Below are 21,187 nucleotides of genomic sequence, written 5' to 3' on the forward strand. Positions count from 1 at the left end.
GTCGAAGCAGAACCACTCGGCACTGGCCTGACCCACCACAGCCACATCCAACGAGCGCTCGGATTCGTGTCCGTCAGCTCTTGCCGCGCTCCACCCACTCGTCCACAGCCCCCTGCTCCGTCCGCCCCCGCAGATCCACCCGGCGGATCTTGCCGGAGATGGTCTTGGGAAGCTCCTCCGTGAACTCGATGCGGCGGATGCGCTTGTAGGGGGCCAGGACCGAGCGGGTGTACTGGAAGATCGCCTCCGCCGTCTTCTCGTTCGGTGACCAGCCCTCGGCCAGGACCACGTACGCCTTCGGAACCGCGAGGCGTACCGGGTCCGGAGCCGGGACCACCGCGGCCTCGGCCACCGCCTCGTGTTCCAGGAGCGCGCTCTCCAGCTCGAACGGGGAGATCTTGTAGTCCGATGCCTTGAAGACGTCGTCGGCCCTGCCCACGTACGTGATGTAGCCCTCGGCGTCGCGCGAACCGATGTCTCCTGTGCGGTAGTAGCCGCCCGCCATGACCTCGGCCGTGCGTTCGAGGTCGCCGTGGTAGCCGACCATCAGGCCCACCGGGTTCGCGCCCAGGTCGAGGGAGATCTCGCCCTCCTGTGCGCCCGGCTCGCCGGTCACCGGGTCGAGGAGTTCGACCGCGAAGCCCGGCGTGGGGCGGCCCATCGAGCCCGGCTTCAGCTCCTGGCCGGGCGAGTTGGCGACCTGAACGGCCGTCTCCGTCTGTCCGAAGCCGTCGCGGATCACCACGCCCCACGCACGGTTCACCTGCTCGATGACCTCGGGGTTCAGCGGCTCGCCCGCGGCGACGACCTCGCGGGGCGGCGTGCGCAGCTGCGTCAGGTCCGCCTGGATGAGCATGCGCCACACCGTGGGCGGGGCGCAGAACGACGTCACTCCCGCCCGGTCCATCTCCGCCATCAGTCGACCCGCGTCAAAGCGGGAGTAGTTGTGGATGAAGACGGTCGCCTCCGCGTTCCACGGCGCGAACAGGTTCGACCACGCGTGCTTGGCCCAGCCCGGCGACGAGATGTTCAGGTGGACGTCGCCGGGCTTCAGGCCGATCCAGTACATCGTCGCCAAGTGGCCTACGGGGTACGAGACATGGGTGTGCTCGACGAGCTTCGGGCGTGCGGTGGTGCCGGAAGTGAAGTAGAGCATCAGCGGGTCGTCGGCGAGCGTGATGCCGTCGGGCTCGAAGGTCTCGGGGGCCTCGTCCACACCTGCGTACGAGATCCAGCCCGCGTCGTCCGCTTCACCGCCGGCGCCGGTGTCGCTCCCGGCGCCCACCACGATCCGCGTGTAGTCGCCCGGCACGTCGTCGAACTTCGCGGTGTCCTCGGGGCGTACGACCACGTGCCGGGCGCGACCGCGGCCGATGCGGTCGCGCAGGTCGACCGGGCCGAGCAGCGGAGTCGCCGGGATGACGACGGCGCGCAGTTTCATCGTGGCGAGGGCGATCTCCCAGAGCTCGACCTGGTTGCCGAGCATCACCACGACGCGGTCGCCTGCCCTGACGCCCTGCGCGCGCAGCCAGTTCGCGGCGCGGTCCGAGCGCGCCGACAGCTGGGCGAAGGAGAAGCGGGCCTCGTCGCCGTTCTCCTCGACGATGTGCAGCGCGGTCCGGTCGTTTCCGTCGGCGATGACGTCGAACCAGTCCAGCGCCCAGTTGAACCGCTCGGGACGGGGCCAGGCGAAGCCCTCGTACGCGGCGGCGTAGTCCTCTCGATGCCGCAGGAGGAAGTCCCGCGCGGTACGGAACTGTTCCGTGGCATTCGTCCCGGTCCTCGTCATGTGCACCCCTCGTCGATCCCGCTGCCCGTGCCCTGCTGCTGTGTCCTGCCCGTGCCCTGCTGCTGTGTCCTGCCCGTGCCCTGCTGCTGTGTCCTGCTGCTATGTCCTGCTGCTGTGACATGTTGCTTTGTCCCGCTGCCGTTGAACTCGTGGCTGCGCGTGCTGCCTTACTCATTGCCGGACGCTACGTGACATCGTGTAATTCGTGATGCGGATCTCACTACCCCCGTACGGGGGTGTCCCCAGGTGAGTCACAGGGTGAAAGGGCGAACGGGTGTCGGGCGAAAGGGCATCGGGCCAAAGGAGGTCGGACCAAAGAAGGTCGGACCCAAGGGTGTCGGCTGACGGCGGTGAGACGGTGGAGATGCGAGCCGCTCTGCTGCGGCTGCGCCGCTGCACGGGGCTTCCGGTGGCCTTCGGTGGGCTCCTGGAGGGCGGCGGCGCGCTCGAAGGCCCGCGCAGGGTGCGGATCGGCGAACTGAGCGGCACGGCGACGCGCGCCCTGAACGGCCTCACCATCTCCTCCGGCAACGGCCTCGGCGGCAAGGCCGTCGCCCTGTCACGGCCGTGCGCCGTCACCGACTACCACGTCTCGCGTCACATCAGCCATGAGTACGACGCCGCGGTCGCCGCCGAGGGCCTGCGGTCGGTGCTCGCGGTGCCGGTCGTGGTGCGCCGCCGGGTGCGCGGCGTGCTGTACGGCGCGCTGCGCGCGGCCCAACCGCTCGGCGACCGGGCCCTGTCGGCCGCCGTGGCCGCGGCGCGCGACGTGGAGCAGGCCCTTCTCGTACGCGATGAAGTGCGGTCGCTGCTCGCGGCGGCCCGGGAGCCGGTGGCGAACCCGGGGGCGTGGGAGGAGGTCCGCGAGGCGCACGGCGCGCTGCGGGCCCTCGCCCCGCGTGTGACCGACCCCGCTCTGCGGGCCGAACTCCTAGCCGTGTGCGGCCGGTTGGAGTCCGCGGCGACGGTCACGGTGCCTGAGCCCGAGCATGCGCGCGCCGTCGCGCTCGCGCCGCGCGAGGTGGACGTCCTGGCCTGCGTCGCCACGGGTGTGACGAACGCGGCGGCGGCCGAGCGGTTGGGGCTGCGCCCGGAGACGGTGAAGGGGTATCTGCGGTCGGCCATGCGGAAGTTGGGGGCGCATACGCGGTTGGAGGCGGTGGTGGCGGCCCGGCGGGCGGGATTGTTGCCGTAAGGGGAGCACGGAAACCGGGTCACGGGTCACGGGTCACGGGTCACGGGTCACGGGTCACGGGTCACGGGTCACGGGTCACGGGTCACGGGTCACGGGTACCGAAGCACGCATCACGCGTCCACGACGACCCCGAAGCGAATGTCGTACGAGGACGACGTCTCGGCGATCCGCGCAAGCATGTGCTCGGCCTCGCGGGTCAGTTCATCGCGCTGGGCCCGCGTGGGCCGCCCGAACGGTTCGATGGTGAGCACGGCCGCCCCGCTCTTCGCGTCCTCCTCCAGCCGCCACAGCCCGGCGAGGAACCCGTCGAGGAGGAAGACGCAGTAAGCGAAGTTCCCCTTCCACGTCCGGCCCTTGTACTCGGCGGGGACGACGCGGGCGCGGTCGGCGTGGGACAGGAGGAGGTTGTCGTACTCGGGCAGGAAGCGGGGCGGGGCCGGGGTGTCCGCGTCGGGGCGGGGCGCGTCGGGCAGGTCGAAGAGCTCGACGCCGCTCTCGTCTCGGAACGTACGCAGTCGGGGCCTGAGCCGCTCGAAGACCTCCCTCAGCCGGGTGAGGCGGGCCCAGGTCTGCATGTCCTTGACGGAGGCGGGGCCGAAGGCGGCGAGGTAGCGGAGGGCGAGGGCGTCGAGGGCGGGCAGGGCTCCGGGCACGACTCCGGGCGCAGCTTCGGGCGCGGCTTCGGGCACGACTCCAGGCACGGCTCCAAGGACGGCGGACCCGGCACCGGTATCGCTCCCCCGCCCCTCCCCGATCCACTTCTCCACCGTCGTCAGAGCCACCTGCCCGCTGCGCCGCCACAGCCCCCGAGGCGTGACCTGGACGAGCGGCAGCGCGCACCGCGCGGCGATGGCGAGGGACTGTGGGTCGGCGTCGGGCCACCGGACGAGCAGCACCTCGCGGAGCTGCTTCAACGTACGGGGCTCCGCCTCGACGGCCGCACGGGCGATCCCCGCGAGCTCCTCAAGGTCGACGCCGACCAGCCCCTTGCGGAACACGCTCAGTTCACGGTCGAGGGCGACCTGCGCGAGGGGCCGCAGCGTACGGGCGTCGGCGGCGGTGTGCAGATGGATGGTGGACCGCAGGGTGACCATGCGAACCAGTTCGCGCGACTCCAGGAGCGCGGAGAGCTCGGCCGGGTCGAAGCCGTCCAGGCGCGCGGCGAGGGCGTAGTAGGGCGGCTTGACGTTCTGGGCCTGGAGTCCGACGAGATGGGCGACGGCGTCGGCGACGGAGAGGTCGCGGTCCCGGGAGCGGCGCAGGAGGAGCTGCCGGTCGAGGGTGGCGCGGTTGAGGGAACGCGCGCTCAGCACAGGACTGGCACCGGAGGTGCCGACGCCACCGGCGGCACCCGAGCCACCGGCACCCGCCGTGCCCTTGTTCGTCTTGGTCATGCCGGGCACGCTAGCGAGGCTTGCGGACACATACGGTCCGCAACGCATGAGCACGTACTCACTCCCACGCACCACCCACACTCACGACTCACGACTCACGACTCACGACCGGCCACGCCCGCGTCGCGCCATGGCCACGCTCGCGCCTTTTGGGACGTATATCCTGCTCCGTGGCCACCTAGACAAACGTTCGACATGGAGGTGCCGGCATGGCTGACCGCCGAGCCCGTCCCGCACCGACCGCGAGAAAGCACGCGTGGCGGCGCACGACGCAGCCCCCGGCGGCACCGCCGTCCACGGACGCACGCCCCGCGGGACCGGCGAAGGCCACCGCGCGCGACGACGCGGACAGCGTCGTCCAGGCCGCGCTGTACCGCGACGGCGTCCGCGTGGCGACTCCGGCCTCCCTCGCGGACACCTACCGCGAGCTGCGCGAGCAGCCGGACGGCATGGCGTGGATCGGCCTTGCCCGCCCGACCGAGCAGGAACTCCTGTCCCTGGCCGCCGAGTTCGACCTGCACGAGCTGGCGGTCGAGGACGCGATGGAGGCCCACCAGCGCCCGAAGCTGGAGCGCTACGGCGAGACGCTCTTCGTCGTCCTGCGCGCCGCCCGGTACCTGGACGCGCCCGAGGAGGTCGACTTCGGCGAGCTGCACGTCTTCGTGGGCCCCGACTTCGTCATCACGGTCCGGCACGGCGCGGCCCCCGACCTGTCCGGCGTACGCCGCCGCATGGAGGAGACCCCCGACCTCCTCAAGCTCGGCCCCGAGGCAGTGCTCTACGCGATCCTCGACGCGGTGGTCGACGGCTACGCCCCGGTCGTCTCCGGCGTCCAGAACGACATCGACGAGATCGAGACCGAGGTCTTCCGCGGCGACCCCGAGGCCTCACGCCGCATCTACGAACTCTCCCGCGAAATGGTCGAGTTCCAACGCGCCACCCGCCCCCTGGTCGGCATGCTGCACGCCCTGATGGCAGGCTTCGCGAAGTACGGCACGGACGAGGAACTCCAGCGCTACCTGCGCGACGTGGCCGACCACGTCACGCACACCAGCGAACGCGTCGACGGCTTCCGCCAGGCCCTGGCCGACATCCTCACGGTCAACGCGACGCTGGTCACCCAGCAGCAGAACGCGGAGATGCGGGCGCTGGCGGAGGCGGGCTTCGAACAGAACGAGGAGATCAAGAAGATCTCTTCGTGGGCGGCGATTCTGTTCGCACCCACACTGGTGGGAACCATCTACGGCATGAACTTCGAGACGATGCCCGAGCTGAAGTGGGCGGCCGGGTATCCGTTCGCGATTCTGCTGATGGCGGTGGTGTGCGTGAGCCTGTACTTCATGTTCAAGCGGCGGGATTGGCTGTAGCGGGGAGCCGCAGGACTTGATCGCAAGTCCCGCCTGTTCGCCGTCCGGCCCGGAGAGTGGTACAGCCACTTGTTCGTGATCGGGCGAGGTCGTCGGGGACGTCCTCGGGAACCACACTGATCAGAGCGTCGACGGCCCGCTCGCCCCTCGCCCCTCACCACCAGCCGTACGCCCTACTTCGGCGCCCGGAAGCCGCCGATCTTCCGCTCGAGCAGTTCGGCCAGCCGCAGCGGGGTGCGGTCCTCGAACATCGGGCCGATGAGCTGTACTCCCACCGGCAGACCCTCGGGCGACCGGCCCGCCGGTACGGCGGTGGCGGGCAGGCCGGGCATGGTGGCCAGACCGGCCCAGACGAGCTGGTCGAAGTACGGGTACTCGACGCCGTCGATGGCGATCAGGCGTTCTCTCGGGTCGGGGTGGTGGTCGTGCGGGAACGCGGGCGTGGGCGTGATGGGGCACACCACGGCGTCGAACTCGGCGAAGAACCGGCGCCAGCCGTGGCGGTGGAGCTCGCGGCGGCTGTTCGCCTCGATCCAGTCGCTGTGGCTGCACACCATGCCGCGCAGCATCGCCGCATCGAGGCTCTGGTCGTCTGCGCTCAGTGCGGCGGCGCGGGTCCGCAGCTGCTCGTACGCTTCGACAGGAAAACGTGCGACGGAGCCCGAGAACAGCAACTGCCTGTAGAGCATCGCGGCTTCGGTCAGATCGGGCAGCAGCGGACTGTGCCGTTCGACGCGGGCGCCGCCGTCGACAAGCGCGTCGGCCACCCGGCCCACGCCCGACCGCACGGCGGACCCGGTCGGAATGATCGGATGCTCGTCGAGGACCAGGACCCGGAAGTCGCGGAGCCGTTCGTGGCGTGCGGGCGGCAGCGTCAGGTGGTATGCCGCACCGAGCGTCAGCGGATCCGGTCCGGCCATGACGTCGAGCAGGAGCGTGAGGTCGCGAGCGGTGCGCGCCATCGGGCCGACGACGGCGAGGTCCTGCTCGACCGGCAGGGCCGGACCGGGCGGCGGGACCATGCCGCGGCTCGCCGCAAGGCCGAGTGTCGGCTTGTGCGCGTAAATGCCGCAGAAATGCGCGGGGGTGCGCAACGAACCGGCGATGTCGGAGCCGATGGACAGCGCGCCGAATCCGGACGCCAGGGCCGCCGCCGAGCCGCCGGAGGATCCGCCCGACGTACGACGGTGGTCCCACGGGTTGTTGGTGGTGCCGTAGATCTCGTTGAAGCTCTGGATGTCCTGCAGCCCCAAGGGCACATTGGTCTTGCCGAGGACCACCGCGCCCGCGGCCTTGAGCCGTGACACCTGTACCGCGTCCTCGGGCGGCATGTAGTCCCGGTGTTGCGGTATGCCCCAGGTCGTGGGCAGGCCGGCGATGTCGTACGACTCTTTGACCGTCACCGGAATGCCCAGCAGGGGCCGGTCCTCGCCGCGGGCGCGCGCCTGGTCGGCATCGCGCGCGGCGGCCCGTGCACGGTCGAAGTCCGGCACACAGATCGCGTTGATCGCCTTGTCGTCGCGCTCGATACGGGCAATCGCCTCGTCGGTCAGTTCCGCCGAGGTCACTTCACCGGCACGCAAGGCAGCCGCGAGTTGTTCGGCTGTCGGAAAATTCCACTCCATGAATCCGACCGTATGGGCCTGTGGAAGAGGGCACGAAATTCCACTTCGCACAACATTCCACTTCGCACAACGGGGGGCATCTCAACATCCGTCTCGAGATGCTCAGTTCGAGGGCGAGAGCTCTGCGGGCGCTTCGTGGTCCAGCGGGGCGGTGTCGAAGCGGCGTCTCACGTACGACAGGTCGGCCAGCAGCCCGGTGGAGGTCACCCGTCGAGGGCCCTCGCTCCGTACCAGGTGTTCGATGGGCAGGGAGCCTGTGCGGTCCCAGCGCAGTCGGCCGCTGGAGTCGATGTAGCTGCGGGTCTCTCCGTGGTTGTCGGGGTGCAGGCAGTAGGGGATGTCGAGGTAGCCGGACCGGAAGGCCTGCAACAGGGCCTTCCCGATGTCCCCGTCGAGGTTCAGCACCGCCTCGACCAGGGCCGCCGCCTCCTGGTACGTCTGGCTGTCGGCGACAGTGTCCGGGGGGCGGGGCGAGGCGCGCCGAGCGGCCTGGCCCGCGTGCTCCAGGGCGCGCACGTTCTCCTCGATGGTCGGGATACGACGCGATTCGGCCTCCGTCTTGACGATGAGCCGCTCGGCGCCGCTGGCCACCGCCAGCTCCGCCGCAAGGCCTAGCAGCCGGTACGCCCCTTCGGCTGTCTGCGGGTACAGCCCCATGTAGGCGTAGACCACGACGTGCCAGTCCTCGGTGGGCAGCAGTTCGGCGCAGAGCCGACGCAGCGCGGCGACCGCTTCCCTGTCCTGTTCGGCGTGGGTCTGCTGCGCGTAGCTGACCGAGACGCTGCGCACGCCGTGCTGGACGAAGAACAGCGCCTCCAGCACGCTGATGGCGACCAGCTGGCTGGGCGGGCAGAGCTGCCCGAGCATGCAGCCGCCGAACGTCTCCAGGTGCGGTTCGATCCCGCTGTCCCGCAGTTGGGCGAAGAGCCGGACGCTGTCCTGCCAGTTGGTGACGGACTCGGCGAGCGGGGTGCGTCCGTAGGGCAGGCAGTACGAGACCGGCCCGCCCTCGCTGGCGCCGAGCCGCAGCGTGGCCAGGGCCCGGAAGATGTCCAGCGGCGCGGCCGAGCCGTGCCGGACTTGGACCGGGAAGTCAGGGCCCCAGGCGTCGCCGAGCACCCAGGCGGTGGTCTCCGGTTCATGGCTGACGATCGGGTAGCCGTTGAGGTCGATGCCCTCGCGCAGCGCGGTCCGTACCGCCTCGAGATGGCCGACGCGCGTATGGGCGTCCAAGGTGATGGTGCCGACGGTGGCGGCGTCGGCCCGCTTGGTCGCCAGCAGCCCCTCCCGCATCGCCCGGGGGCCGCTGAACCCCATACGCGGCTGGACCACCAGCCGGCCGCTGCCGCCCCGTGCCCGCACGAACTCACCGAAATCAGCGGTCATACGCCTCGTGCCTGCCCTGAGATCGCCGGTGTCTGCTCCGCGGCCCGCACCTGCTGTTCCGAGCCGGCCGGCGGCTGCCCCACGACGGCGGGTGCCGCTCCGGGCAGTGCGCCGATGAAGTTCCGCAGGGCGGCCACCGGGTCCCCGCTGTCCTCGAAGACCGCGTCGAACCCGGCGGCCATCAGTTCGCGGGCGCGCGTGCCCGCCACGTCGTCGGTGACGCCCAGCTTTCCGCCGATCACGACGGGCGTGGCGGAGAGCGCCCGCAGGTCGCGCAGCTGCCGGATCACCCGCATCCCGTCCTGGTGGCCGTGGCCGTTGACGCTGCTGATGACGACCACCGCCGGGTCGATGGCCTGGACCTCCGCGAGCAGCAACTCGTCGGGGACACACGGGCCGAGGTTCACCACGTGGTACCCGAGCTCCTCGATCAGAAGCTGCAGGAAGACCAGGTTCCAGGTGTGGGCGTCGGAGGCCATCGAGGTGACCACGACGGTGAAGTCGCGCCGGTCCGGCGCCCCGACCTTGGGAACAGGTGTCCCACCCCTGGGAACGGGTGCCTCACCCCTGGGAACGGGTGCCTCACCCCTGGGAACGGGTGCCTCACTCATCCCGCCCCACGCGTCCATAGGTCCGCACGTGTTCGATGCGGGAGACGGATACCACCTCGTCGCCGCGGACGACGACCTCCGTGGGCGCGGGCCTGCCCAGGAACATCAGGAGGCTGGCGGTCGGGCCGTAGGCGCCGGTGTTGGGCACGGCCACCACGTCGCCCGGGGCGAGGGCGGGCACCTCGACCTCCCGGGCCAGGAGGTCACCCGGAGTGCACAGCGGACCGGCCAGGCTGGCCTTCTCCGTCTCCGCCTCCCCGTCCGTCTCCCCGTCCGCGGTCCGGCCCTCGACCGTCACGGAGACCGGAAGGATCCGGCCGAGGCCCGACATCCCGCCGAAGGTGTTGATGCCCGCGTCGAGGATGACGAACTTCCGCCCCCGGCTGACCTTGACGTTGCTGACCGTGGCGAGCAAGGTGCCGCTGTCGCCGACGAGATAACGGCCGGACTCCACGGCCACCCGAGGCGCGCCCTGCCGCCATTGCGGGAAGTGTGCGTCGAGAGCGGCTTCGAGCTCGGCGCGCAGCCGGGGGTAGGCGGCCCGCTCCCCGCGCTGCCCGTACGGCACGGCGAACCCACCGCCGATGTCCAGCAGACGCAGCGGGACACCGAGGTCGTGCTGTGCCTGGACGGCCACCTCCAGCGTGTGCTGGAACTCCCCGATCAGCGCCGCTTCGTCCTTGGCGTTGCTCTGCGAGAACAGATGCAGGCCGACGACGGAGGTGCCGGGGACCGCGCGCACCTTGTCCGCGATCGAAGCCAGCGTCTCGCTGTCGATGCCGAACTGGGTGGGCTTGCCGGTCATCCGGATACCGGTACTGGCGCTCGCCGTCGCGCTGTTGATGCGCAGCAGGCAGTCGGCCACCGTCCCGTGCGCGGTGGCGGCCTCGCCGATGTGTTCCAGGTCCGTGAGGGATTCGGCGGAGAACATCCGCACCCCGGCGGCTATCGCCTCGTTCAGTTCACCGGGCGTCTTGCCGGGGCCGGTGTAGAGGATGTCCGACGGGGGGTACCCGGCCTCGAGGGCCGCCGCCAGTTCACCGGTGGAGCTGATCTCGGCCTTGCAGGCCGGACCGGGTCCGGTGCGCAGGGCTCGTACGAGATCCACATGGGGGTTGGCCTTGAAGGCGTAGAAGATCTCGGTGCCTTCGGGCAGTTGGGCGGCCAGGTCCCGGCGTGCCGCCTCGACCCGGTCCAGGTCGTAGACGTAGCACGGGGTGCCGTAGCGTCGGCCCAGCTCCTCAAGGGAGGTTCGGGCGCTCACTGGTTCTCTCCGTCCAGCAGGGCGGCCAGCTCCTGGCGCGCGTTCTTCCCGTGCAGGGTGAAGGGGAACTCGGACAGCACCCGGACGACGGCCGGGATCTTCGCCGGTTCCAGGCGCGCTATCAGCTCGTCGGTGATGGTGGGGACGTCGAGGTCGGCCTCGACGAAGAGCGCGAGGTCGTGCCGGTCGGTGGGCGCGAGCGCGGCGGCGGCCCGGACTCCGGGGATGTCCATGGCCGCGCTCTCGATCTCCAGCGTGGACATCCGCAGGCCCTTGCGCTTGAACATGTCGTCGCGGCGGCCCTCGAAGTACAGGTAACCGTCCTCGTCCAGGCTTCCGTAGTCGCCCGTGTGCAGCCGCGGGGCGCCGGTGGCCGGGTCGGTGCGGAAGGTGCGCTCACTGACCTCGGGGTTGCGCCAGTAGCCGCTCATCACATGCGGGCCCTCGGCGACGATCTCACCGGTCTGGCCGGTGGGGACGGCCGCACCCTCGGGGTCGAGGATCAGCACGCGGGTGCCGGGCAACGGCAGGCCCACCGCGGTGGGGCGCTCCGTGTCCTGCTCCGGGGGCATCACGGTGATGCGCTTGGCCTCGGTCTGGCCGTACTGGCGCACCACCCGCGCTCCGGGGAAGTGTTTGCGCAGCGCGTCGATGGTGCTCTGCGGCAGTGCGGCGCCGGTGTTGGTGAACATCCGTACCGGGGGCGGCTCTTCGCGGTCGCGGCGGGCCAGTTGCGTGATGATCGTGGCCAGGGAGGGGACGATCGGCACGACGGTCGCCCCGGTCTCGCGCATCCGCTTGAGGAGGACGAAGTCGGACTCCCCGTCGGCCAGTACCACCTCGCAGCGGGCCACGCAGGTCATCAGGACCTTGTAGAGGCCGTAGTCCCAGGACAGGGGGAAGCGGCAGAAGACGACGTCGTCGCGCCGGTAGCCCAGGGCCCGGGTCAGGGCCCGGGTGGCGAAGACCACTTGGCGGTGCGGGCTGACCACGGCCTTGGGGGCGGCCGTGGAACCGGAGGTGTAGATCAGGGCCGCCACGTCGTCGGGGTGCGCGGGCGCGGCTGCCGGACGCGGCGTGGCAGCCGGCTCCTGTCCCTCCGTACGCTCGAGGTCCGCACAGCGCCGGGTGACATCGGCCAGCACGTCGGCGAGCTCGTGCACCGGCGCGGCTCCCAGCTCGCGCAGCGGCCCTGCCGTCCGTGCGTCCCCGATGATCAGCGCGGGTTCGGCGTTCTCCGCGACCGACCTCAGGTGGAACGGCTTCATGACCGGGTTGAGCGACACGAAGACCGCGCCGCTGCGGGACGTGCCGTAGAACATGGCGACCAGTTCACGACTGCTCGGGAGCTGCACCAGTACGCGGTCGCCCCGGCCGACGCCGTGGGCCCGCAGCCAGTCGGCGAAGGCGTGGCTGAAGGCGGCCAACCGCCGGTAGCTCCACGCACCGTTGGCGTCCCGGATCGCGGAGGCGTCGGGCACTTCCGCCGCGGCCTCGTCCAGCAGGGCGTGGATGAGCCCCGCCTCGGGGGCCGTCCCGGCGTCCCCGGTGGCGTCGTGGCGGATCGAATCGGAGTGGCTGTCCAACGTGCTCTCTCACTGTGAGGGTGTCGGGAAGGGAAGTCGGGGGGCGGAGACGGGGACGGGGACGGGTGTCGGGGCGGGGACGGGTGCGTCAGGGGGTCTTCGTCAGAGGGTCCACGTCAGGGCGCTCCGAGCGGGTGGGCGTCCCGCTGGTAGAGCACGAACGGCTGCCCGTCGGCCGCGGTCTCGGCGCTCAGCACCGTGCCCACCAGCAGGGTGTGATCCAGCAGCGGCACCTCTTGGGCGGTGCGGCACACCACCGCGGCCACGGCGTCGGTGAGCACGGGAGCGCCGTCCCGCATCACATGACCGACGCCGTCGAACCGCAGGCCGGGGTCGGCCGTGGCGAACCGCTGCGCCAACTGCCGCCGGTGCCACGGCAGAACGTTGACCGCGAAGGTTCCGGCGGCACGGATGTCGCGCAGCGTCCTGCTTTCGGTGCGCAGGGACACCGCCATGGTGGGCGGCTGGTCCGTCAGGGAGAACACGGCCGTCACCGTGCAGCCGACGGGGGCGCCCGAAGCGGTGGCGGTCACCACCGTCACGCAGGTGGCGAACCGCGTCATGGCTTCCTTGAAGTCCTCGCGGGAGACCGGCTCGTGGAGGGCCGGGCCGGGGTGGACCGCGGCGCCGTCCCCGCTCACCGCGCGACTCCGTTCGCCGGTGCGAGAGCCCGCTCGAGGGCCCGGCGGTCGATCTTGCCGTTGGCGTTGAGCGGGAAGCGGTCGAACGGGGTGAGCGTGTCCGGGACCATGTACGAGGGCAGGGCGGCGCGCACCGCCGCGAGCAGCCGCTCGGGGTCGGAGTCATCTCCCGTGCAGGCAGCGGCGAGAGCGCTGTCGCCCCGGGGCTTGGGGATCGCCACCACGACGGCGTCGCGCACCCCGGGCTGGGCCCGCAGCATCGCCTCGATCTCACCGAGTTCGACGCGGTAGCCGCGCACCTTGACCTGCTGGTCAAGGCGGCCCAGATGGACCAGGCCGCGATCGCGGACACGGACGCGGTCCCCGGTGCGGTACCACAGCCGCTCGTCCGGTGGCGCCGATTCCTGGACCACGGTGGCCCGTTCACCTTCGTAGCGCAGAAAGCGGCCCACGTTGTCCTGCGGCGCCAGATAGCCGGGGAACCGCTGGACGCCGCGGACGCACAGCTCTCCCTCCGCCGCGGGTCGGCCGTCCTCGTCCACCACCAGCTGCTCAAGGCCGGGGTAGAGGTCGCCGATCGGCACGGTCTCCCCCGCTTCCTCCCGGATCTCGGTGCCGCCGGGCAGCCGGAACTGGGTGCAGCTGAGGGTGAGTTCGGTGGGCCCGTACAGGTTCTCCAGCACGCTGCCCGAGGCGGCCGCGGTCCAGGCCGCGGCCTGGGCGGCGGTCAGCGGCTCTCCGCAGAACAGGCTCCAGCGCAGCGTCGGCATGGAGTCGGGAGCAAGTCCGCGCAGCCGCATCGCGAAGGAGATCACCGACGGCACGGAGAACCAGTGGGTGAGCCGGGCGCGGTTGACGTACCGGACCGGTGCCAGCACATCGCTCGCCTCGGGGACGACGAGGGTGGCGCCCGAGCCCCAGGCCGCGAACAGGTCGAAGACCGACAGGTCGAAGGTGAGGTCGAAGGTCTGCGACAGCCGGGATCCGACGCCCAGCTCGTACCGCGGAATCACATGGTCCAGATAGGCGCTGACGTTGCGGTGCTGGATCGGCACGCCCTTGGGGGTACCGGTCGATCCGGAGGTGAAGAGGATGTACGCGACGTCCTCCGGGCCCGGATCGGCCGGCGGGGGCGCATCGGCCCCTCCGGTCGCGAACGCCGGGTCGGCCGCGTCGAACGCGCACACCGGCGCGGGCAGTTCGGCATCGGCGCGGTCGGAGTCGGCAAGGACCAGGTCGAGCCCCGCCGCGGCGGTGACGGCGGCGTTGCGCGCGGCCGGGAAGGCCGGGTTGAGGGGCACCACCGTGGCGCCGATCCGCTGGGCGGCGAGGTAGCCCGCGTACGCGGTGAGGGTACGGGCGGCCAGCAGGCCCACACGGGCCGGGCGGGTGGAGCCGACGTCGAGCAGTGCCGCCGCGAGCCGCCCGGCGAGGGCGTCCAGCTCCGCGTACGTGTGGGCCTCGCCCGCCACCTCGAGGGCGACCGCGTCGGGATGGCGCCGCGCCGTCCCGGCGAACCACTCGTACAGGTGGCGGGGGGTGCCGTCAGCCGTCATGGGTGGTGCCGCCTTTCGTGTCCTCCAGGCGCTCGACCGCGTCCAGTACCGCGGTGAACGCCTTCTCGACCAGGGCCCGTCGGGGCCGGCCGCGCTCGGCGGAGGCGATGGCGAAGCGCACGGCACGCGGCAGCTCGCCCCACGCGGCGGCTGCCTCGGCCGCCGCCGCCGCTTCCTTGTCCCCGGCGGCGGGAAGCAGCGCCAGGCGGTGCCGCTGATGCCGGGAGGCCGTCCATACGTCGTCCGCGTGCCGGGCCAGCGCGCCGTCGTCCGCGCACAGGCGCTCGGCGACGCAGCGCAGCGCGGGGGCCGTGCCGTGCACCCAGGCGCCCTGTTCGGCGTCCGCGGCGGCGTCGGTGGCCGCGCCTGTTTCCGCCTCTGTTTCCGCCTCTGTTTCCGGGTCGGTGACGACCAGCCAGCGGTAGCCGGTGGGCGACGGCAGGTCGACGGGCAGGCCCAGTGCGTAGCGGTCACGGTTGGCGGCCTCGGGGGTCATCCCCTCCGGTGGCGTGGCCAGGCGGCGCAGCCCTTCGTCGTCGAACTGCCCTGAATAGGGGGCCTGTTCGCCGTGCGGGGTCAGTGCCTCGAAGTCGTCGCGGACCGACCACATGTCGTCCGCGTCGCGCTGGACCAGCAGCCAGTGCGGGGTCTCGCTCCGCTCGTACGCGGGGGACCAGGGAAGGAAGCGGGTGTTGCCGACGAGCAGGACCCGGCCGTGCCGGTCGAGTTCGGCCGTCAGCGCGGCCCGCGCCTCGCTCCAGTCGGGGGCGCCTCGGTACGCCAGGGCACGGCCGGAGCCGTCCCTGTCCACGCGGGTGTGGTGCGAGAAGGCCAGACCGCCCTCCGGCGGGTCGGTGCGGACCGACAGCCGGACCGCGGCCGCGAGGTCCCGGGCGATGTCCGGGTTCCCCGCCTCGAGGTAGGCCACCAGGTTCGCGGTGTAACAGCTCAGCTCCATGGGCTCGCTCACGGGGCCTCCTGAGGGGTAGGTGCTGCGGGCAGTTCGGCGAACGCGCAGCTCAGTGGTACGGGGGACTGCTCGCGAAGACTGACCCAGCGGTAGCCATCCCAGGTACCGCGCCGGGTGAAGGGACGCACCCCGATGGCCCAGGGGCGGCCGGAAAGGCCGGTGCCCGCGGCCTTGACGCAGGACTCCTGAACGGTCCACACCCAGGCGAACTCGGTGGCGCGCGAGCGTCGCGCCATCGGGTCGAGCACCGCGGCGTGCTCACCCAGGCAGCGGCGCAGCAGGGAGTCGGAGAGACGGTCGGGCGGGTACTGGACGTCGACGCCGACCGCGTGGCCCCACGCGGCGCAGGCAGCGCCGGTGTCCTGGTCGTGGGAGACGCTGATGCCGATCCGGGGCCAGCCGGCCAGCTCGGGCCTGCCGTGGTGTCCGTGGACCACGTCCGCGGCGGCGGCCTCGGGGAACCGCGCGGCCAGCACGCGGCGCAGCGCGCTCCGGCCGAGCAGACGGTGGCGGGCCCGCCACGCGGGCAGCCGCGCGGCGCCGGCGCGGTCATGGGCGGTGAGCAGCCCGGGTTCGGGGTCGCCGGTCTGTGTGGCGACGTGGATGCCGGGGGCTGCCTGGAGGGGTTCCGGGGGCGTACGGGTCATGGCGCAAGACCGTTCAGTACGGCGTCGAGCCGGTCGGCGACCGTGTCCAGAACGGTCTCGGTGGTGCCGCCGCCGATGCCGAACACGGCCGCCTCCGCGCGGAGTTCCTGTACTCCCCCGCGGCCGAAGCCGTCCGCGCCCTGGAGCTGGGCGCAGGTGGCGAGGACCCGTTCGACGGTGGCGCCCGACGCGGCCTTGAGCACCGCGGCGGCGGTGGCGTCGCGGTCCGTGGCGATCGCGTCGCACGAGGTCGTCCAGAGCGCGTGGAGAGCGCTGATGTGGACGGCGCATTCGGCAAGGCGTTGCCGCACGCTCGCCGAGCGGCTCAGCGGCACCTCGTCCACCAGCCTGGCGCGCAGCCGTCGTTCGGTGTCGGCGAGCACTCTGCGGCACAGCGCGATGGCCCACGCGGCCGAGGCGAGGCGCTCGACGGAGATGTGCCGGGCGAACATGGCCAGAGCTCGGCCGGGGCGACCCAGCAGGTGGTCGCGGGAGAGGGTGACTTGCGAGAGGCGGAGATGGCCGACTCCGGAGCCCTGGAACATCGCGGTGTCGGCCGGTTCGACGGTGACGCCGGGCGCGGCAAGCGGCACCAGTACCCAGGTGAAGGAGGTGAAGTGCCGACCAGGGCGATGGCGGGCCAGCACCAGGGCGTAGTCGGCGGACAGCGCGGAGGTCACCCAGCGCTTGGTTCCGTCCACGACCAGGTCGCCGCTGCCGTCGCCGAGTTCGACGGTGGTGGAGAGTCCTGCGAGGTCCGAACCCGCTGCCTCATCGGTGGCGGCGAGCGCCAGCAGCGTCGTGCCGTCCACCGCCTCGGTGAGGGTCCGCTCCGCGAGTGGGGTGGTGGCGTTCTCGGCGAGCAGCGGCACGGCCGTGGCCAACTGCACGAGGAGCGCAAGGACCAGCCCCTGAGGGCCGCGTGCGTCGGCCGCGGCGAGCAGCCGACGCAGCGTCAGCGGGTCGAGGCGGCCGGTCGGCTGCTCTCCGTAGAGCTCGGTGAGCAGGCCCGCCTCGGCCAGGGCGGCGAGGGCCTCCCTGGCTCCTGCCTCGGCCGGCAGCCCGACGAGCACGTCAGACAAGGCGGACCTCCGGGTCGAGCAGGGCGAGCTTGCCACCCGCTTGGTGGAGCCGGTCGTTGTTGTAGTTCAAGGCCGCCGACCGCAGGTCGCGCAGGGACCGCTCCAGGCCTGTCGGGCCGCTCTTGAGGTAGCCGTGGCGCAGCCCGACCGCGTCGATCAGGTCCTCGACGGCCCGGTGGCACTCCTCGGACGCGGTGATCTTCAGCGCGTTGATCTGGAGCTGGTAGCGGGGGCGGGACAGGTCGTCCCCGTCCGCCCGTACCTGGAGGTACGTGGCGGCGGTGTGCCGCATCAGGGCGTGCACGGTGTCCAGGCGCTGGCGGGCCCGGGACAGCCGGGTGAGGAGCAGCTCGGAGTCGAGGTTGGCGCTCTTGCGCCCGGCGGGGCTGCGCAGCATCCGCAGCACCCGGGACAGGGCGCCGCTCGCGGTGCCCAGCCAACTCGCCGACCAGCCCAGGTGCGCCAGGGGGCCGAAGGTGTCAAGGACGATGTGGCGGAACTGGCCGTGTTCGCCGATCACTTGATGCTCCGGCACCCGGCCGGTGAGGTGGAGCGCGGTGCTGTGGCTGGCCCGCATGCCGAGCGGGTTCCACTCCCCCGACGGCTTGATGTCGAGCTGGTCCCGGTGCGCGTACACCAGGGAGACCTCGTTGGGCGACCGGGAATCGGGGCTGCGCATGGTGACGAGGAAGCCGTCGGCGTGCAGCCCGCCGGTCACGATCGGTGCGAACCGGTCGATGTCCAGCCAGCCCGGCTCCGCGGTGAGTTCGGCCTCCGCCGTCAGCAGGTGGCCGCCCTTCCCGGCTTCGGTGGTCACCGACGCGAGGTAGGCACGTCCCGCGGCGATCTGCGGAAGGAGCTCACCGGCCAGCCGGTCGTCGGCGTGGTCGACGATGCCCGCCACCTGCTGGCAGTGCATCGAGAAGATCATCGCCACCGACATGTCGGCCCGGCCGAGAGCCATGCTGACGTCGAGCATGTCGTCCAGGCTGCCGCCGAGCCCGCCGTGCTCCGTGGGCACCATGAGCCCGAGCAGTCCGGTGGCGCGCAGTTCGTCCAGGACGGCGACCGGGAACTCGGCCGCCTCGTCCGTGGCGTCCGCGTGCTTCTCCGCCAGGGCCCGGACCTGTTCGACGGCCGCGGCCAGCTCGGGACGCACGCCCTGCGGAGCCGCCACGACGCCGGTCATCAGGCGTCCACCGCCGAGCCGGACTGTTCCCCCGTCGCGGCGTGGACCGCGCTCCACAGCTTGCCCGCGGTGCTGAAGGTCTCCTCCGTGAGCAGCTCGTCCGGCAGCTGGACGCCGAAGGTGTCCTCCACCGCGAACATCAGCTCGATGGCCTGCATGGAGTCCAGGCCGTAGGTACGCAGCGGGGTCTCGTCCGTGAGGGGTCGGTCATGGAGATACGGGAGGAACGGGGTGAGCAGTTCGATGAATCGCGGGTCCACGGGAGGTCCGGCGCCTTTCGCGAGGGAGGATTCGGCTATGCGTCGCGCTGTGCGCGACGCACCAGTTCGGTGAGGTCGGCGAGGCGGTGCAGCTTTTCGGGCACCAGGTCGGAGGGGGCGAACTCCACCTCGTACGAGGTCTCCAGCTGCTCGACGATCTCGACCATGCGCAGCGAGGTGAACGCCGGCAGTGCGGTGAGGTCGTCGTCGGGAAGGAGTTCCGGCGCCGTGCCGAGGACGGAGGCGACGACGGCGCGCACGGCGGCGTGGAGCGCCTGCGCGTCGTCGCCGTCGCCGGGCCCCGCGGAGGGCGCCGGGCTCGGGGCGGCGGCGAAGAGCTCGGTGTCGGCGCGGAGCGCGTCCGCGGCCCTGGCGAGCAGCTCGGGCGGTTCGGCGCGGCCGCGGGCGACCCGTCGGTAGGCCAGGTAGGCGTGCTCCACGACGCTGTCCCACCGGGCCAGGTGCTCGGCGACCGACGGCGGGAGCTCCGTGCCGTCGAAGCGGTACCGCGCGTGCAGCCGACGGGCACGGGCGAGCAGCCAGGTCTCCAGGGTGAAGCGGTCCAACGCCTCGACGCGGTCCGGGTGTTCGGTGAAGCGTCGTACGTAGTCCTCGCACCGGCGCGCGTAGTCGTCGGCGGGCTCGGCGCCGAGCGCCACCGGTTCGGGCGCGGGGCCCGGCGGCTTGGGGTTCAGCCACACCACTTCCGCGCCCTCGGGCAGGGAGTCCACGAGGGCCGCCAGCTCGGCACGTCCGTAGCGCAGCCGTTGGGGGCGGGCCCGGCCCCACTGGGTGTCGTTGTGGTACGCGTCCTCGATCGCGAGCCCGTCGCCGTCGGGGCCGTCGCCGTCGGGCCCGACGAGGAAGCTGTGCTCGACGTGCTTGGTGCCGTGGTACGGCACCCAGGGCAGGTGGTAGGCGTCGGCGACCACGTACACGGGCTCGGTCACGGCCGCGAGTTCCGCCCCGGGCACGCGCTGCCGGTGGTCGGTGGCCACCAGGCCCAACAGGTCCTCGGCGTCCGCGAGATGGTCGGCGAGGGTGGGCTCGGTGCTGGGCAGTGCGCCCTCCCCCGGACGGGGTGCGAAGCGCAGCCTGGCGCCCAGCCTGAGGTGGGTGCCGGCGCCGTGGTACCGGTCGGCGAGCAGGGCGAGGTTGGCCTGCAGGCAGTCCAACAGCTCCGCGTGGACGGCGGGTTCGGGCACCTCGACGACATCGGGGACGACGGGGGCACCGGGATGGCCGGACGTGCCGAGAGGGGCGCGCTCGGTCATTCGGCCCCCTCCGGGAGCTCGTTCACCAGGGCGATGAGGTCCTGAACCGTCTTCAGACTGCGGCCGGTGAAGAGGTCGTCCGGCAGTGCGGCGCCGAACTCGTCCTCCATCCGCGTCAGGATGCCGAGCAGCCCCATGGAGCTGACCTTCAGCAACTCGCCGTCGAGCGGCTCGTCGTCGGGCAGTTGGCCCGGTTCGAGGTCGGCGCGGGCTTCGGCGATGACGATGCTCTTGACCGTCTCGGCGACGGCCTGGCGATCCGCCCGCATCACGCCTCGCTCCAGGAGGGCAGGTCCACGACCGTGAGCACGGCGGCGGAGCAGATCCAGCCGGGGCCCTGGGACGTCATGAGGATGTTGTCGCCGGGCTGCAGCTCCCCGGTCCTGGCCAGGTGGTCCAAGGTGAGGAAGATGTCCGCGCCCCCGGAGTGGCCGACCTTCTTCCCGTACTCCGCGCACAGCCGCTCGGCCGGAATTCCAAGGGGCCGCAGAAGTGCCTGGTCGACCATTCGGGTGTCGACGTTGATGGTGATGACCTTGGATATTTCGGCGGCGGTCACATCGGCGTCGGAAAGGGATTCGTTGATGACGTCGAGGTCGAACTTGAAGAAGGTCTGGAAAAGCTGCGCGAAATCCATGACGTTGTCGACGAAATACTGCGACCGCTCACCCATGTTGAAATGCTTGGCGGCTTCCCCGCGCGGCGGGAGAAGTGATTCCTCGCCGCGGTGCCACTTCTCGATCTCATGCAGGGTGCCGGAGTTCAGGGAACGCACCTTGACGAATCCGCCGGTGCTGTTGGCCACCGCTGCCGCGGCACCGTCGGAGTAGATGGAGGAGGTGCCGAAGTCGTTCCACCGGTTGAAGAGCGGGGTGGTGAAGTTCGACGCCGTGGTCAGCAGCACATTCTTCCGGCGGGCGGCACCGGTCAGCTGCCCGATTCCCACCTCAAGGGCGCCGAGGAGCCCGTTGCAGCCCTGGTGGACATCGAAGGAGGGGATGTTTCCCGCACCCAGTTCGCGAAGGATGTAACCGGGCGCGTAGGCCCCTTCGGGAACCTGGTAATAGACGCTGCCGTGAACGTGCGCGTCGATCGCGGCGACGTCGGCCGCGGACCTCTCGATGGCGTTGCGCGCCGCGCGAACGGCCATGTCAACGGCGGGTTCATCACCGGCTACATAGGTCCCGACGAGGCCGGCGGCGGTGAACTCACCGAGCTGGTACTCCCCGATGCCCGGAGCATCCTCGGTGGCCACCCATGTGGGCAGGTACGTCCCGATCGAGTCGATGTAGACATCCTCAACCCGCATTCCGGAATCCTTTCGGTACGGTCGCTTGGAAGAAAGAGAGAA

19 protein-coding genes are annotated in these 21,187 nt (G+C 71.5%); 2 read left to right on the forward strand and 17 right to left on the reverse strand.

Annotated elements, in window-relative coordinates; all coding sequences use genetic code 11:
• Nucleotides 1–73 precede the first annotated feature (73 nt).
• Complete coding sequence (locus tag AB0B50_RS42760) at nucleotides 74–1,789, reverse strand: AMP-binding protein (RefSeq protein ID WP_362342887.1); 1,716 nt, start codon at nucleotides 1,787–1,789, stop codon at nucleotides 74–76.
• A 364-nt stretch (nucleotides 1,790–2,153) separates the two neighbouring features.
• Between AB0B50_RS42760 and AB0B50_RS42765 the strand changes: the two genes are divergently transcribed.
• Nucleotides 2,154–2,984, forward strand: coding sequence for a helix-turn-helix transcriptional regulator (locus AB0B50_RS42765; protein ID WP_362342955.1), 831 nt, complete (start codon nucleotides 2,154–2,156; stop codon nucleotides 2,982–2,984).
• Nucleotides 2,985–3,094: 110 nt separating this feature from the next.
• Here the strand turns inward: AB0B50_RS42765 and AB0B50_RS42770 are convergent, their stop codons facing one another.
• Nucleotides 3,095–4,378, reverse strand: coding sequence for a winged helix DNA-binding domain-containing protein (locus AB0B50_RS42770; protein ID WP_362342890.1), 1,284 nt, complete (start codon nucleotides 4,376–4,378; stop codon nucleotides 3,095–3,097).
• Nucleotides 4,379–4,587: 209 nt separating this feature from the next.
• Here AB0B50_RS42770 and AB0B50_RS42775 point away from each other — a divergent pair, with 209 nt between their 5' ends.
• Nucleotides 4,588–5,745 (forward strand): magnesium and cobalt transport protein CorA, encoded by a 1,158-nt coding sequence (locus tag AB0B50_RS42775; RefSeq protein WP_362342893.1) that lies wholly within the window; start codon nucleotides 4,588–4,590, stop codon nucleotides 5,743–5,745.
• A 173-nt stretch (nucleotides 5,746–5,918) separates the two neighbouring features.
• Here the strand turns inward: AB0B50_RS42775 and AB0B50_RS42780 are convergent, their stop codons facing one another.
• From AB0B50_RS42780 to AB0B50_RS42850, 15 genes are all read right to left on the reverse strand, one after another.
• A complete protein-coding gene (locus AB0B50_RS42780; protein WP_362342896.1) occupies nucleotides 5,919–7,370 on the reverse strand; it encodes an amidase in 1,452 nt (483 codons plus the stop codon).
• Between the two features lie 102 nt (nucleotides 7,371–7,472).
• Nucleotides 7,473–8,756, reverse strand: coding sequence for a methylaspartate mutase (locus AB0B50_RS42785; RefSeq protein WP_362342898.1), 1,284 nt, complete (start codon nucleotides 8,754–8,756; stop codon nucleotides 7,473–7,475).
• Nucleotides 8,753–9,247: a cobalamin-dependent protein gene (locus AB0B50_RS42790; protein ID WP_362342901.1), complete on the reverse strand. Its 495-nt coding sequence runs from the start codon at nucleotides 9,245–9,247 to the stop codon at nucleotides 8,753–8,755. Before AB0B50_RS42790 ends, AB0B50_RS42785 begins: the two co-directional genes overlap by 4 nt.
• 112 nt (nucleotides 9,248–9,359) lie before the next feature.
• Nucleotides 9,360–10,631 carry a type III PLP-dependent enzyme gene (locus tag AB0B50_RS42795; RefSeq protein ID WP_362342903.1) on the reverse strand — a complete coding sequence of 424 codons (1,272 nt, stop codon included), beginning with the start codon at nucleotides 10,629–10,631 and terminating at the stop codon, nucleotides 9,360–9,362.
• Nucleotides 10,628–12,145 (reverse strand): AMP-binding protein, encoded by a 1,518-nt coding sequence (locus AB0B50_RS42800; RefSeq protein WP_362342958.1) that lies wholly within the window; start codon nucleotides 12,143–12,145, stop codon nucleotides 10,628–10,630. The genes AB0B50_RS42795 and AB0B50_RS42800 overlap by 4 nt, the downstream gene beginning before the upstream one ends.
• Nucleotides 12,146–12,333: 188 nt before the next feature.
• Nucleotides 12,334–12,858 carry a flavin reductase family protein gene (locus tag AB0B50_RS42805; protein ID WP_362342906.1) on the reverse strand — a complete coding sequence of 175 codons (525 nt, stop codon included), beginning with the start codon at nucleotides 12,856–12,858 and terminating at the stop codon, nucleotides 12,334–12,336.
• Nucleotides 12,855–14,414, reverse strand: a complete 1,560-nt coding sequence (locus AB0B50_RS42810) for an amino acid adenylation domain-containing protein (protein WP_362342908.1) — start codon at nucleotides 14,412–14,414, stop codon at nucleotides 12,855–12,857. Before AB0B50_RS42810 ends, AB0B50_RS42805 begins: the two co-directional genes overlap by 4 nt.
• On the reverse strand, nucleotides 14,404–15,384 hold the full coding sequence (locus AB0B50_RS42815) for a hypothetical protein (protein WP_362342911.1): 981 nt from the start codon (nucleotides 15,382–15,384) through the stop codon (nucleotides 14,404–14,406). Before AB0B50_RS42815 ends, AB0B50_RS42810 begins: the two co-directional genes overlap by 11 nt.
• Nucleotides 15,381–16,031: a 4'-phosphopantetheinyl transferase superfamily protein gene (locus AB0B50_RS42820; RefSeq protein ID WP_362342914.1), complete on the reverse strand. Its 651-nt coding sequence runs from the start codon at nucleotides 16,029–16,031 to the stop codon at nucleotides 15,381–15,383. Before AB0B50_RS42820 ends, AB0B50_RS42815 begins: the two co-directional genes overlap by 4 nt.
• Nucleotides 16,028–17,104: an acyl-CoA dehydrogenase family protein gene (locus AB0B50_RS42825; protein ID WP_362342961.1), complete on the reverse strand. Its 1,077-nt coding sequence runs from the start codon at nucleotides 17,102–17,104 to the stop codon at nucleotides 16,028–16,030. The genes AB0B50_RS42820 and AB0B50_RS42825 overlap by 4 nt, the downstream gene beginning before the upstream one ends.
• A gap of 1 nt (nucleotide 17,105) precedes the next feature.
• Nucleotides 17,106–18,302, reverse strand: coding sequence for an acyl-CoA dehydrogenase family protein (locus AB0B50_RS42830; protein WP_362342916.1), 1,197 nt, complete (start codon nucleotides 18,300–18,302; stop codon nucleotides 17,106–17,108).
• Nucleotides 18,302–18,562, reverse strand: coding sequence for an acyl carrier protein (locus AB0B50_RS42835; protein WP_362342919.1), 261 nt, complete (start codon nucleotides 18,560–18,562; stop codon nucleotides 18,302–18,304). The genes AB0B50_RS42830 and AB0B50_RS42835 overlap by 1 nt, the downstream gene beginning before the upstream one ends.
• 35 nt (nucleotides 18,563–18,597) lie before the next feature.
• Nucleotides 18,598–19,836, reverse strand: coding sequence for a phosphopantetheine-binding protein (locus tag AB0B50_RS42840; RefSeq protein ID WP_362342922.1), 1,239 nt, complete (start codon nucleotides 19,834–19,836; stop codon nucleotides 18,598–18,600).
• Nucleotides 19,833–20,105 (reverse strand): acyl carrier protein, encoded by a 273-nt coding sequence (locus AB0B50_RS42845; RefSeq protein WP_362342964.1) that lies wholly within the window; start codon nucleotides 20,103–20,105, stop codon nucleotides 19,833–19,835. Before AB0B50_RS42845 ends, AB0B50_RS42840 begins: the two co-directional genes overlap by 4 nt.
• Entirely contained in the window at nucleotides 20,105–21,145 is a 1,041-nt protein-coding gene (locus AB0B50_RS42850) for a ketoacyl-ACP synthase III family protein (protein WP_362342924.1), read from the reverse strand. The genes AB0B50_RS42845 and AB0B50_RS42850 overlap by 1 nt, the downstream gene beginning before the upstream one ends.
• Between the last annotated feature and the right edge of the window lie 42 nt (nucleotides 21,146–21,187).

The sequence above is a fragment of the Streptomyces sp. NPDC041068 genome, from assembly GCF_040647455.1.
GTDB lineage: Bacteria > Actinomycetota > Actinomycetes > Streptomycetales > Streptomycetaceae > Streptomyces.